The 13,122-nt window shown below is 71.7% G+C and carries 12 protein-coding genes; 8 read left to right on the top strand and 4 right to left on the bottom strand.

Annotated features, from left to right (window positions below; genetic code table 11):
* Positions 1-30: 30 nt before the first annotated feature.
* The 3 genes from ACWD3H_RS26755 to ACWD3H_RS26745 all read right to left on the bottom strand — a co-directional run bounded on the left by ACWD3H_RS26755 (position 31) and on the right by ACWD3H_RS26745 (position 2,339).
* Entirely contained in the window at positions 31-753 is a 723-nt protein-coding gene (locus tag ACWD3H_RS26755) for a DoxX family protein (RefSeq protein ID WP_451956950.1), read from the bottom strand.
* Positions 754-832: 79 nt separating this feature from the next.
* Positions 833-1,129, bottom strand: a complete 297-nt coding sequence (locus ACWD3H_RS26750; protein WP_451956949.1) for a hypothetical protein — start codon at positions 1,127-1,129, stop codon at positions 833-835.
* A 127-nt stretch (positions 1,130-1,256) separates the two neighbouring features.
* Positions 1,257-2,339 carry a cellulose binding domain-containing protein gene (locus tag ACWD3H_RS26745; protein ID WP_451956948.1) on the bottom strand — a complete coding sequence of 361 codons (1,083 nt, stop codon included), beginning with the start codon at positions 2,337-2,339 and terminating at the stop codon, positions 1,257-1,259.
* 453 nt (positions 2,340-2,792) lie between these two features.
* Here ACWD3H_RS26745 and ACWD3H_RS26740 point away from each other — a divergent pair, with 453 nt between their 5' ends.
* From ACWD3H_RS26740 to ACWD3H_RS26705, 8 genes are all read left to right on the top strand, one after another.
* Positions 2,793-4,607, top strand: coding sequence for an ABC transporter substrate-binding protein (locus tag ACWD3H_RS26740; protein ID WP_451956947.1), 1,815 nt, complete (start codon positions 2,793-2,795; stop codon positions 4,605-4,607).
* Between the two features lie 6 nt (positions 4,608-4,613).
* The gene (locus ACWD3H_RS26735; RefSeq protein ID WP_350926268.1) at positions 4,614-5,621 is read left to right on the top strand and encodes an ABC transporter permease; all 1,008 of its coding nucleotides are present in this window, start codon (positions 4,614-4,616) and stop codon (positions 5,619-5,621) included.
* Positions 5,622-5,685: 64 nt separating this feature from the next.
* Complete coding sequence (locus ACWD3H_RS26730; RefSeq protein WP_350926266.1) at positions 5,686-6,588, top strand: ABC transporter permease; 903 nt, start codon at positions 5,686-5,688, stop codon at positions 6,586-6,588.
* A 3-nt stretch (positions 6,589-6,591) separates the two neighbouring features.
* Positions 6,592-7,716 carry an ABC transporter ATP-binding protein gene (locus ACWD3H_RS26725; RefSeq protein ID WP_451956946.1) on the top strand — a complete coding sequence of 375 codons (1,125 nt, stop codon included), beginning with the start codon at positions 6,592-6,594 and terminating at the stop codon, positions 7,714-7,716.
* Complete coding sequence (locus ACWD3H_RS26720) at positions 7,713-8,723, top strand: ABC transporter ATP-binding protein (protein WP_355566271.1); 1,011 nt, start codon at positions 7,713-7,715, stop codon at positions 8,721-8,723. Before ACWD3H_RS26725 ends, ACWD3H_RS26720 begins: the two co-directional genes overlap by 4 nt.
* A 32-nt stretch (positions 8,724-8,755) precedes the next feature.
* The gene (locus tag ACWD3H_RS26715) at positions 8,756-9,625 is read left to right on the top strand and encodes a GNAT family N-acetyltransferase (protein ID WP_451956945.1); all 870 of its coding nucleotides are present in this window, start codon (positions 8,756-8,758) and stop codon (positions 9,623-9,625) included.
* A 128-nt stretch (positions 9,626-9,753) separates the two neighbouring features.
* The gene (gene murQ, locus ACWD3H_RS26710) at positions 9,754-10,674 is read left to right on the top strand and encodes an N-acetylmuramic acid 6-phosphate etherase (RefSeq protein ID WP_451956944.1); all 921 of its coding nucleotides are present in this window, start codon (positions 9,754-9,756) and stop codon (positions 10,672-10,674) included.
* Between the two features lie 280 nt (positions 10,675-10,954).
* Positions 10,955-12,052, top strand: coding sequence for a serine hydrolase domain-containing protein (locus ACWD3H_RS26705; RefSeq protein ID WP_451956943.1), 1,098 nt, complete (start codon positions 10,955-10,957; stop codon positions 12,050-12,052).
* A 148-nt stretch (positions 12,053-12,200) separates the two neighbouring features.
* Here the strand turns inward: ACWD3H_RS26705 and ACWD3H_RS26700 are convergent, their stop codons facing one another.
* Positions 12,201-13,094 (bottom strand): MurR/RpiR family transcriptional regulator, encoded by an 894-nt coding sequence (locus tag ACWD3H_RS26700; RefSeq protein ID WP_343977259.1) that lies wholly within the window; start codon positions 13,092-13,094, stop codon positions 12,201-12,203.
* Positions 13,095-13,122 lie beyond the last annotated feature (28 nt).

Below are 13,122 nucleotides of genomic sequence, written 5' to 3'. Positions count from 1 at the left end.
AGCGAGACCGGGCGTCCGGGATTCGTCCGCTCAGGTTCCGGAAGGCTCGTCCTTCTTGCCCGCCACGAGGGTGTCGCCGGCCTTGCCGGGGGTGGGCGGCGCGGGGGGCGCGGCGGGTGCGGTACCGGAGGAGGGTTTGCGGGTACGCGTGCGCGGACGGGGGGCGGCGGAGAACTCCGCGGTGTCGGTGGTGCTCTCGGCGGCGGCCGGAGCGGGCTTGTCGGTGCCGGCGGGCCTCTTCCCGGCGGCGGGCAGGGCGGGCGCCGGAGGGGTCTCCGGCTCGCGCAGCGCGGCGATGACGTCGTCGGCCTCGGTCTCGGCGGCGAAGTCCTCGGCGGCCTCGGCCTCACGGCGCTTGATCACCACCATGTGGTCGACCGACAGGCGACCCGCGCCGCCCACCGCCAGCAGGATGGAGGCGGCCCCGAGCGCCACGATCAGCTTGGCGTCGCCCCCGGTGAGCGGCAGGCCCGTCTCGCCACTGGCCAGTACGAACACGGCGAGGGCCTCGGCGAACAGCAGCAGCCCGCACGCGGGTACGGCGAGCCCGGCCACCAGCAGCGCGCCGCCGATGAGCTCCGTCAGCATGGTGGTGGCGGCCCACACGCCTGGCGCGGGGGCGCCCAGGGTGGTGAACTGCCCGGCGGTGGCGGTCAGGCCCGCTTCGAGCTTGTGCCAGCCGTTGGCGAAGAAGATCCCGCCCACCCCCAGCCTGGCGGCCAGGGAGGCAAGATCATGGAGGGTTCGTCGCACGGTTCCTCATTCTGGTTAGATTCACCGTTCCTGCCCAGGCTTGACCGATAGATGACCGAGCGAGAGCCTGTCAAACCCCTCACGAGGAGTCACTCCCCTCTCCGTCTCCCTCGGGGCGGTGGGGTACCAGGAGCATCACGGCCAGTGCGGTGCAGCCGAGCAGCAGCACGCTCACCACGATCGTCGTGTGCAGGCCCGCGACGAACGCGACGCGGGCCGCGGAGAGCAGTGCGTCTCCCACGCCGCCGCCGATCTCCTGCGCCATGTGCGCGGCGGAGGCGAGCGACTGGCGGGCCTGGTGCATCGTCTCGGGAGCGACGCCGGGGACCGGGCCCAGCGAGGGGGCGTACACGACCGTGGTGATCGTGCCGAGCACCGCGACCCCGAGACCGGCCCCCAGCTCGTAGGCGGTCTCCTCGATCGCGGCGGCGCCGCCCGCGTGCGCGGGACGCCGTACGGCCGGATGTGTGCGTCGGAACCCGGCCGTACGGTGATCGGACCGGTCAGCCGGTCGTGCAGGACACCGCGGGAGCCGGGAAGCCCGTCCCCGAGGCGATGAAGCCGAAGGTCGCGGTCGCGCCCGCGGCCAGGGAGCCGTTCCAGGCGGCGTTCCGTGCCGAGACCGAGGCTCCCGACTGGGTGACCGTCGCGTTCCAGGCCTGGCTGATCTGCCGGCCGGTGAACGTCCAGTTCGCCGTCCAGCCGGTGATGGCCGCCGCACCGGTGTTCTTGACGGTCACCTCGCCCTGGAAGCCGCCCGGCCACTGGTTGGTGGTCTGGTAGGTGGCCGTGCAGCCGCCGCTCGGCGGAGGCGTGATGGTCGGCGTCGGGGTGGGGGTGATCGTCGGGGGCGGTCCCGAGCCGAGCAGGGCGGCCAGAGCGGGGAACCACCGGTCCGACATCTTCTGGTCGCCCGAGGCGTTGGGGTGCACGCCGTCGTAGGTGTCGGTCGCGGTGCTGAAGCCCGTCCACTGGTCGACCACGACTATCGGTGACTGAGCGGTGGTCTTGCCCGCAGCCCAGCCGGGAATCGCCGCGTTGAGCGCGGAGACCCGCTGCGCGCACTCACCGCACGTGCTCGGGTTCATCGGGATGATCTGGGCGACGAGGATCTTCATGTTGGGGTTGCTCGCCCGCATCTGGTCCACCAGCTTGCCGTACGCGGCCAGGATGGTGGCGGTCGCGCGGTTGCTCCAGGCGTCGTTGGTGCCGAAGTGCATCATCACGATGTCGGGTGTGGTCGCCGAGAGCCAGCCGGGGAGCTGGTTCTGGTCGGCGACGTTGGTGACCAGCGCCCCGCCGTGCCCCTCGTTGTCCCCGTCGTGCGCGACGCCGCAGCCCTGCGGTGGCAGGGTGCCGACGAAGTCGATGTTGGTGTGACCGGCGTTCACGAGCCGGTTCCACAGGAGGGCCCGCCAGCATCCGGGGGAACCGGTGATGGAGTCTCCGAGTGCCATGATCCTGGTGGCCGCCGCCTGCGCGGGCATCGCCGTGGCCGCCAGGAGGAGGCCCAGGGTCGCGACCGCGGTCACCGCGGCCGTCAGAACCGCCAGGATCGCGTCGCTTCCGCGCGTCTTTCGTCGCATTTTCCGCTCCTGCCTCGATGGGGCCCGATGCTAGGTGGCCCCGGGCGGGAGCGGGAAGCCGGCCGCTCGTCGAGAGCGCCCTGACCTGCTGCGACGCCTGCGGCGGGGGTGTAACTTTCAGCCGCCAGCCGCCAGCCGCCAGCCGCCAGCCGCCAGCCGCCAGCCGCCAGCCGCCAGCCGCCAGCCGCCCCGGCGTCCGGCCCTTCGGTGCTTTCGGGCCTGCGTGGTTCTCGTTCCTCCGCCGGGGGATCAGGCATCCCCGGCGGAGGAGTGATCGTCCGGCTCGCGAGGGCGGCGCCGCGGAAGGGTAAACGGGGAATGAAGGAAAGCTACAAAATGTTCCACAGAAGTGGAGTTTATTGACGCAACCGTCAAGGTGAACGTAAGGTCCGGACAACACCTGGTACCCCCACATAGATGCCCTGACCTCGGAGAACACCCCACGGAGCGTTCATGAAGCGACTAGTAGCGGTAGCGGCCTCCCTCTGCCTCGCGGCCGTCACCGCGGCCTGCGGCGGCGCGGGCGGCGCCGACAGCTCCGCCTCCGTGGGGAGCGCCGTCTTCACCACGATCGACGCGCTCAAGCCGGGCATCGACGCGAACGCGCCGATCAACCCGTACAACCCCAAGGGCAACGCCTTCCGCGGGTACAACGCCGAGTGGCTCGGGTGGACCAAGAACCACCTGACCGACCCGAACCAGTTCTACCCGGGCGTCGCGAAGAGCTGGCAGATCGCCCCGGACCAGTCCTCGATCACCATCGAACTCCAGCCGGACGGCAGGTGGTCCGACGGCAGGCCGATCACCGCCGAGGACGTGAAGTTCTCCATCGGCCTGGCCTACACCCAGGGCGGAACCGCCTACGCCCTCGACCCCTCCGCGGCCGGGGCGGCCTCCGACATCAAGATTCTGGACGACAGGACGATCAGGATCGCCCAGAAGACGAAGAACCCGAGCTCCACCTTCGTCCGCAGCGTCATGGAGACCGTCATCGTTCCCAAGCACGTCTGGGGCGGCGTGCTGCCCGCCGACTTCTGGCAGAACCTGAAGGTCGCGCAGAGCGACGCCCCCGGGGCCGAGGTGGCACGGGCCGGGATCACCAGCCTCGCGGAGAAGGTCATGACCTTCTCCCCGCCCAAGGACGTCTCCGCCGGGCCGTTCGTCCTGAAACGCGTCAATCCGGGTGAGGCGCTGCTGGTCAAGAACAAGTACTTCCACAACGCGGCCAACGTCGCCGCCGACCAGGTGCGCATCCTCAACTACACCGGCAACGAGCAGGTCTGGAACTACCTGGTCTCCGGCAGGCTGGACAGCGCGCCGTTCACCGCGGTCCCGGCCGCTGTGATGAAGCGCATCACCCAGACCCCGGGCAACGCCGTGGTCAGGGGGTACTCGCCGGTCAGCGAGGCGCTGGCGTTCAACCAGTCCAGGAAGCCCTACGACAACGTGCACGTCCGCCGGGCGCTGGCCTACCTGATCGACCGCGAGCAGGTCACCAAGGTCGCCTCCCCGGAGGGCGGCATCGCCTCTGTCACCACCTCGGGCATGCACCAGGAGGCCGCGAAGGCATGGCTGGGCGACGGTGTCGCCGCCCTGGAGCCGTACCGGCACGATCCCGCCAGGGCCGAGCGGGAGCTGCGGGCCGCGGGCATGAAGAAGGTCGGCGGCAGGTGGACGATGCCGGACGGCAGCCCCTGGAAGATGACCATCAACGTGCCCGCGTCCTTCTCCGACTGGCTGGCCGGGGCCAAGGCGGTCACCAGCCAGCTCAACGACGCCGGGATCGACGCCGAGGTCATCACCACCGCCGACTACCCGCTCTACCTGGAGGAGATGGCGGCCGGCAAGTACGACCTCGGCTTCTGGCTGGTGGCGCTCGGGCCCGCCCCGTACAACATCTACCAGCGCCTGTACGGGGCCCAGAACGGCTGGCAGCTTTTCGGCGGCAGGCTCACGCACGTCGCCCCCGGCACGAAGGGCAACTGGATGGGCGGTGCCGAGACCCTCGACGTCAACGGCGAGGGCATGATCAACCCCGGCGAGCTCGCGGTCAGGCTGAACTCCGCGCCCGAGGCGGAGCAAAAGAAGATCATCTCAACCCTGGCCAGGGCCGCCAACCAGGACCTTCCGGTGATCCAGCTGTGGGACTACGTCAACACGCAGGTCGTCAACACCACGCGTTTCAGCGGATTCCCCGGTCAGGACAGCGACACGCTGCGCCTCACCGCAGGCGTCTGGCTCCAACTCGGCATGCTCGAGAGGAAGTAGCCACATATGACGGTCATCGCACGCCGCCTCGCGGGCCATCTCGCCCGAGGGCTCGTCATGATCCTGGTGGTCACCACGATCAGCTTCGTGATCATCAGGAACATCCCCGGCGACCCCATGCAGGCCCGCTACGAGAAGCTGGTCGAGCAGGGCATGTCGCCCGACCAGGCCGAGCGTGCCACTGCGGTGCTGTACGGCTTCATGCCGAAGGGCACGATGTGGGAGCAGTACGTCGACTACATGAAGGGACTGCTCCACCTCGACCTCGGCCAGTCGGCGAGCGTCCCCGGCGCGGAGGTCACCAGCCTGCTCGCCTCGGCGGCCGCCTGGACGATCCTGCCGGTCCTCGTCGGCACCCTGCTCAGCTTCGCGGTCGGCATCATCATGGGCGTCTACGCGGCGATCAAGCGGTCCAGCAAGCTGGGCGACGTCCTGGCCGTCTCCGGCTCGCTCATGCACGGCCTGCCGCAGTACGTCCTCGCGCTGCTGCTGAGCGCGGTCTTCACGACCCTCCTGCCGATCTTCCCCGCGGGCGGCACGGCGGACGTCACGCTTGAGCCGGGCCTCAACGCCGCCTACATCGGCTCGCTGATCCAGTACGCCACGATGCCGGTCCTGACCTACGCGCTGGCCGGCTACGGAGGCTGGATCCTGGCGATGAAGTCGAGCGTGGTCACCGTGCTCGGCGACGACTTCATCCTGGCCGCCGAGCTGCGCGGCCTGAAGCGAGGCTTCATCTTCCGCTACGTGGCGCGCAACGCCATCCTGCCGCTCTTCACCACCCTGGCGCTCTCGCTGGGCCTGCTGTTCGGCGGCGCGATCTTCATCGAGCGGATCTTCACCTACCCGGGGCTGGGTCTGCTGCTGCTCAACAGCATCACCGACCGCGACTACACGCTGATGGGCGGGGCCTTCCTGCTGATCACCGTGGCGATCGTCATCGCCAACATCGTGGCCGACATGCTCTACACCGCGATCGACCCACGGGTCCGTTCCGGACAGGAGGCTTCATGAACCGGCGAATCACGACAGCCGACGGACACCGCGTCCAGGGCGGCCGGCCGGCGGGAGAGATCGCATGACCGCGCCGGTCATCACCAGGGGCGGCACCCGCGCGACGCTGCGGCGCAACTTCCGGCGCGGCGTCTGGCGGGTCCTGCGGCGCAAGCCCAGCCGGCTGGTGGGCGTGGTCATCCTGGGCGTGTTCGCGTTCATGGGTGTCTTCGGGCCACTGCTCTACCCCGAGCGGCTGCCGCGCGACGACAACGCGCTCTACGCCGCGCCCAGCTGGGCGCACCCCTTCGGCACCGACTTCGAGGGTACGGACGTGCTCGCCCTGGTGATCACCGGGGCCCGGTACGTCCTGCTGACCGCCCTGGTCACCGCCGTCATCACGGTCGCCCTGGGCACCGCGGTCGGGCTGTTCGCCGGGTTCAGGCGGGGGCGCTGGGACAGCGTGCTCATGCGGATCACCGACATGAAGCTGACCATCCCCGGTCTCCCGCTGCTGCTGGTGCTGTCGACGATCTGGAAGTTCACCGGCGCGATCGAGATGGGCCTGGTGCTCGGACTCCTCGGCTGGGGCGGGGTGGCGCGCGCCGTACGGGCGCAGACCCTCTCGCTGCGCGAGCGCGGCTTCGTCGAGGCGGCCAGGGGACTCGGCCTGTCCACCAGGCACATCGTCGGCAGGGAACTGCTGCCCAGCATGGCCCCCTTCATCGCGATGAACACGCTCATCGCGGTGACCGGCGCGGTGTACGCGCAGGTGGGCCTGTTCTTCCTGGGCGTCCTGCCGTTCGACGCCAACAACTGGGGCGTCATGCTCAACCTCGCCGTGTTCGGCGGCGGCGCGCTGACGACGACCGCCGCGCTGCCGTACATGCTGGCGCCGCTGCTGGCGATCCTGCTGCTCACCCTGGGCATCGTCCTCGTCGTCGACGCCATGGACGAGATCTTCAACCCCCGGCTGCGGGAGGAGTGACCGATGTTCGTACCTGCTGAGAAGGTGTCCATGACACTGGGCGAGCGGCTGTCCGCGGCCGTGGGCGTCCGAAGCGCCGAGGCCGCCCGGAACACCCGCGGTGCCGCGGGCACCCGCGACGCGGAGAGGAGCGGGCCGCCGGGAGTGCGGGTCAGGGACCTGTCCGTCGTCTACCGGACGGCGGCGGGAGAGTTGCCCGCCGTGTCCGGGATCGACCTGGATCTACCGCCCGGGACGATCACCGGGGTGGTCGGCGAGTCCGGGTCCGGCAAGTCCACCCTGGCGCTGTCGCTGCTCAACGCGGTCCAGCCGCCCGGCAGGATCAGGTCGGGCAGCGTGGAGATCGACGGTCTCGGCGACGTCACCCGGTTGCGGGGCGAGGACCTGCGCAGGGCGAGAGGCCGGCACATCGGATACGTCTTCCAGGCCGCCCAGAACTCCCTCAACCCGCTCAAGACCGTCGGCAAGCAACTGCTCGACCTGGGGCGCTCGCACGAGATCCGGGACCTGCGCGGGCTGGTCAGGGACGCCAAGGACCTGCTCGGCCGGATGGGCATGGACGGCGCGCGCGTGCTCGACTCCCACCAGCACGAGCTGTCGGGAGGGATGCGCCAGCGGGTAGGCATCATGTTCGCGCTGGTCCTCAACGCCCACCTCGTCGTGCTGGACGAGCCCACCACCGCACTCGACATGATCACTCAGGCCACGATCCTGCGGATCGTCAGGGAGGTCCACCAGGAGCGCGGGCTCACCACGCTCGTCATCACCCACGACCTCGGCGTGGTGGCCGAGGTCGCGGACCGGCTGGTCATCATGTACGGCGGGCGGGTGGTGGAGCAGGGGCCGACCACCGAGGTGCTCGGCGCGCCTCGCCACCCCTACACCCAGGGCCTGGTCCGGGCCATCCCCCGCCTGGTCGGCGACCTCGGGGAGGCCAGGGCGCTGCCCGGCCGCCCGCCGACGCTTGGGACCGTTCCCGCACGGGGATGCGTCTTCAGGGAACGCTGCGACCTGCGCATGGACGTCTGTGAGACCGAGGAGCCGCCCGCCGTCCCGTACGGCGAGTGGATCGTGGCCTGCCACGCCGTCGCCGCCCGCGACGCGGAGACCAGGGAGGAGAAGGCGTGATCACGGGGCAGCACATCACGAAGACCTTCAGGCAACGAGGAAGCGCGCTCGCCGGACGGGAGGTGAAGGCGCTGCGCGGCGTCGACTTCGCCATCCCGAAGGGCGGGGCGGCGTCGTTCATCGGAGAGTCCGGCTGCGGCAAGACGACGCTCGGACGGATCATCGCCGGGCTGGAGAGTCACGACTCCGGAGAGATCACCATCGACGGCACGCCCATGTCGTCGCTGCGCCCGCGGCAGCGTGAGCCGTACTTCCGCCGCATCCAGCTCATCCACCAGGACCCGTACTCGGCGCTCAACCCGACCCGTACCGTGCACCAGACGCTGGACGCGCCGCTGTCGCTGCGGGCGGGGCAGACCGGCCGTTCGCGGTCATGGGCGGACGGGCGCGCCAGGGAACTGCTGGAGCTGGTCGGTCTCGACCCCGGCTACGTGCTGCCCCGCTACCCCCACCAGCTCTCCGGCGGCATGCGCCAGCGGGTCGTCATCGCCCGGGCACTCACCGTCGACCCCGAGATGCTCGTCGCCGACGAGGCCGTCTCCATGATCGACGTGTCGCTGCGGCTCGGCATCCTCGCCCTGCTCAAGGACCTGCGCGAGAACCTCGGGGTGAGCGTGCTCTTCATCACCCACGACGTGGCGACCGCCCGCTACATCGGCGACGACGGCGAGCTGTACGTCATCTACCGGGGGCAGGTCGTCGAGCGCGGCCATGTCGAGACGATCATCTCCGACCCGGTGCACCCGTACACCCAGTCGCTGCTGTCGGCCATCCCGGTGCTGCACGGCCTGGAGCGGCCGGGTGAGCAGCGGGTGACGCCGGCAGGGACGCTCGACGAGAGCCGCCACGACGCGGGCTGCCTGTTCGCCCGGCGCTGCCCGTTCAGCACCGGTCGTTGCGAGTCCGAGCAGCCGGTGCTCGGTCACGGTGGGGACACGCCCCAGGAGCACGCCTGCTTCCACCCCACCCCCCGCAACGTCGTCGCCATGCCGATCGGCCGGTCGTGAACCCGCCGGGGAACGGTCGCGGGACGCACGGGGTGCCCGGGATCCGTGAGGCCGCCGCGGCCGACGCGGCGGCGCTCGCCGGGATCGCCGAGTCCGCGCTCACCCTGGACACCGGGGAGGCGGCGAGCCTGGTCGCCCGGCTCGCCGAGCCGCCCGAGTGCCGGCGCTGGACGGCGCTGGTGACGCGCGGCCTCGACGGCGTGGTGTTCGTCTCCATGTCGGCGCGCGATCCGTACGCGGGCCACGTCGACCTGCTCGCCGTGCGTCCCGAGGCCCGGGGGGCGGGGCTCGGCCGGGCGCTGGTCGCCGCGGCCGAGGACTGGCTGCGCGGCCAGGGGGCGACCGAGGTCCGCCTCGCGGGCAACCCGCCCGCCTACGCCTGGCCCGGCATCGACGTGCGCTACACCGAGGCGGCCTGCCTGGCCGAGAGCCTCGGCTACGAGCGCTACAACGTCGCCTGGAACATGACCGTCGACCTCACCGGCGACCTGTCCGTCGAGGCCGACCTCGCGCGGCTGGCGGACCTGGGGGTCACCGTGCACGCCGCCGCCCCCGGGGACCGCGCCGCGGTGTCGGCCTTCGTCGGGGAGCAGTGGAACGGCAACTGGGCGTGGGAGGCGGAGCAGGCCGTCGGCTGCCACTACGCCGTCGGGGAGGGGAAGCTCCTCGGCTTCGCGGCGTGGGGGGCCAGGCCCACCTGGTTCGGTCCGATGGGCACCACGCCGGCCGCGCGGGGTCTGGGCGTCGGCCGCGTGCTCCTGCGCCGCTGCCTCGCCGAGCAGCGGGCCGCGGGCATGTCGAGTGCCCAGATCGGCTGGGTGGGGCCGCTGCACTTCTACGCCCGGGCGGTCGGTGCGCACGCCGAGCGGGTCTTCTGGCTTTACCGCCGTGGTCTGCGGTGACGGCCCCAGCCCGCCGGTGCGGCCCGATGGGTCCCGCCCCAGCCCGACATACGCCTACAACGCCCGCATTGTCAGAAGATCATTTACTTGACGGTAGCGAGACAGGAACTTCAATGACATTGGACGCCATGAGTGATCCGCTTTCCGCGCTTTCCACCGAACAGAGCGATCCTCGCTACAACCGGATCGACCTGCTCTCGACCGAGCAGGTGGCCCGGTTGATGAACGCCGCGGACAGCACGGTGCCCGCGGCGGTGGCCGCGTCGGTCCCGGAGATCTCGGCCGCGATCGACGCGGTCGTCGCCCGGATGAAGGCCGGTGGCCGCCTGTTCTACGTGGGCGCGGGGACGTCGGGCCGGCTGGCCGTGCTGGACGCCTCCGAGTGCCCGCCGACCTTCGGCACCGATCCCGAACTCGTGCAGGGGGTCATCGCGGGCGGTTCCCCCGCGCTGACCCGTTCCGTCGAGGGCGCCGAGGACGACCAGCAGGGGGGAGCGGCCGCCATCGCCGAGAGGGGGGTGGGCGCGCTCGACTCGGTGGTGGGCATCTCCGCCAGCGGCCGCGCGCCCTTCGTGCTCGGCGCGCTCGCCGAGGCGAGCCGCCGCGGCGCGCTGACCGTGGGGCTGTCGTGCAACGTGGCGACCCCGCTGTCGGCGGCCGCGCTGCACCCCATCGAGGTGGTCGTCGGCGCGGAGGTGGTGACCGGCTCCACCAGGCTCAAGGCGGGGACCGCGCAGAAACTGGTCCTCAACATGATCTCCACGATCGCGATGGTCAGGCTGGGCCGTACCTACGGCAACACCATGATCGAAGTGTCGGCGATGAACTCCAAGCTGGCCGACCGCGCGGCCCGGATGGTCAGCGACATCACCGGGGCCGCCCTGCCGGTCTCCCGCTCCGCGCTGGAGGCGGCCGAGTGGCACGTGAAGGTCGCGGTGCTGATGATCGAGCACGGCCTCGACGCCGACGGCGCGCGGGTCCTGCTGGAGCGGCACGGCGACCAGTTGGAGGCGGCGCTGGAGGCAGCGGGGCGGAGCCGGGGTGCCTGAGCCTCCGGCGGACCCTCCCGATGAAGGGGGCAGGCTGGCCGAGATCCACGGCATGGCGACCGGTTGGAGGCGGTGGGGCGGAGCCGGGGTGCCTGAGCCTCCGGCGGACCCTCCCGATGAAGGGGGCAGGCTGGCCGAGATCCACGGCATGGCGACCGGTTGGAGGCGGTGGGGCGGAGCCGGGGTGCCTGAGCCTCCGGCGGACCCTCCCGATGAAGGGGGCAGGCTGGCCGAGATCCACGGCACGGCGACCGGTTGGAGGCGGTGGGGCGGAGCCGGGGTGCCTGAGCCTCCGGCGGACCCTCCCGATGAAGGGGGCAGGCTGGCCGAGATCCTGGGGGCGGCGGTGCCGCGCGTCTGCTCGGCGGCGGTGGCCGCGATCGCCGTCGGCGGCGTCACAGTGGCCGCCGCGGCCGTGGGGGAGACCGTACGCTACTCGTCGGCCTCGGAGGAACTCGCCGCCGACCGGCCGCCCGCCGGGCACGACTCGATCTTCGATCTCGCCTCGGTCACCAAGCTCTTCACGACCGCCGTCATCCTGTCGCTGGTCGAGGAGGGCCGCCTCGGCCTGGACGAACCCGTCGCCGCCTGGCTGCCCGCCTGTTACGGCGGCACCCCCGAGACCACCCTGCGGCATCTGCTCACCCACACGGCGGGCCTGCCGCCGAGCCGCAGGGCTCACGAGGAGATTCCCGGAGACGGCCCCGAGGTCCACGCCAGGCGTATGGAGCGGATCCTCTCGACACCGCCGATCGGCCCCGCGGGCGGGCGTTACCTCTACTCCGACGTCGGGCTGATCACGGCGGGCCGGGTGGCGGAGATCGCCGGGCGGGCGCCCCTGGACGAGCTCACCCGCGCCCGGGTCACCGGCCCGCTGGGCCTGTCCGACACCGGCTACCGTCCGGCCGCGGTCCTGCTGCCCAGGGCCGTCGCCACCGAGCACAAGCCGGAACGCCCGGGGCCGGGGTGCGTGCGCGGCGAGGTCCACGACGAGACCGCGCACGGCCTGGGCGGGGTCGCCGGGCACGCCGGGATCTTCTCCACCGCCGGTGATCTCCTGCGTTTCGCCGAGACGCTGCGCACCGGGGGCGTGCCGGTCCTGCGCCCCGCCACGGTCGCCGAGATCACCCGCGACCACGGCGTCGAGGGCGCGGACTTCCGTCACGGCCTGGGCGTGCGCATCGGCGACCCCGCGATCGTCGGCCCGCTCACCGACGCCTACGGCCACTCCGGCTTCACCGGGACCTCACTCGTCGTCGACCCCGGACGCGCCCTCGCCGTCGTCCTGCTGACCAACAACGTCCATCCGGTGCGCGGTCGCGCGGGCATCCGCGACCTGCGCCACGCCGTCGCCGCCGAGGCCCTGCGCCTGTCCTGAACCCGCGCCGTGGCCGCGATCGCGGCCACGAGGGTTCGCGGTGCAGGTGACGGCGGCTTCCGAGGCGGGCCGATGCGGGGCGTCGCGTGATCTCGCCGGTGAGCGCGTCGATCGGCACGACCGTGTTCGGGCTCTCCGGCCCGGCGTGCTACCTGCTTCGGCGGCGGTGGTCGGCTCTGAACCCGTCGATGGCGTCCCTGGTGGCCCGCAGTGCGGCGTCCGAGGTCTCGAAGGTGCGCTGCGCGATGCCGACGAAGATGCAGTCGACGATCAGGAGCTGGCTGATCCGGCTGGCCAGCGCCCCCGGGCGGAAGACCGTCTCCCTGCCGGCCGAGACCAGGACGTGGTCGGTGAGCTCGGCCAGGGAGGAGCGCGGGTTGTTGGTGATGGCCACCGTGGTCGCACCCGCCCGCTGCGCGACGCGCAGCGGCGCGAGCACGTCGGGGGTCTCGCCGGTGCAGCTGACCACCACCGCGACGTCGTCCGCCCGTACCAGTGCCGCGCTGGTCAGCGCCAGGTGCGCGTCGGTGAAGGCGTGGGCGGGCAGGCCGATCCGCATCAGTTTCTGCGCCATGTCGGCCGCCACGAGCCCGGAGGCGCCCACTCCGTAGACGTCGATCTTGCGTGCGGCGATCAGTGCCTCGACCACCGCGCCCAGCCGGTCGGGGTTGAGCTGCGCCGCGGTGTCGGCCAGCGCCTCCGCCTCGGCCCTGGCCACCTTCGCGATCACGTCGGTCAGCGGGTCGTCGGGGCCGAGGTCGCCGGGCACCAGCCGCTCGGGCTGGTCCCTGGCCACCGCGGCGGCCAGCGCGAAGCGCAGCTGGGAGTATCCGGCGAAGCCCAGGGCCCTGGCGGTGCGCACGATCGTGGCCTCGCTCGTCCCGGAGACCGCGCTGAACTCGGTGATGGTGCTGCGGGCCACCATGCCGGGATCGTCGAGTATGAGGCGGGCGATGGCCTGGGCCGCGGGGGTGAGCGAGGGCAGGACGGCCCTCACCGTGGCCACCAGGTTCACGGGGGTGGGGCCGTCGAGGACGTTCATCAAATCTCCTTGAGCGTGGAGACCCCGA

This window comes from Streptosporangium sp. NPDC002607 (genome assembly GCF_053592655.1).
The sequence above is the reverse complement of the archived record's forward strand: the minus strand, read 5'-3'. Positions and strand labels throughout refer to the sequence as shown.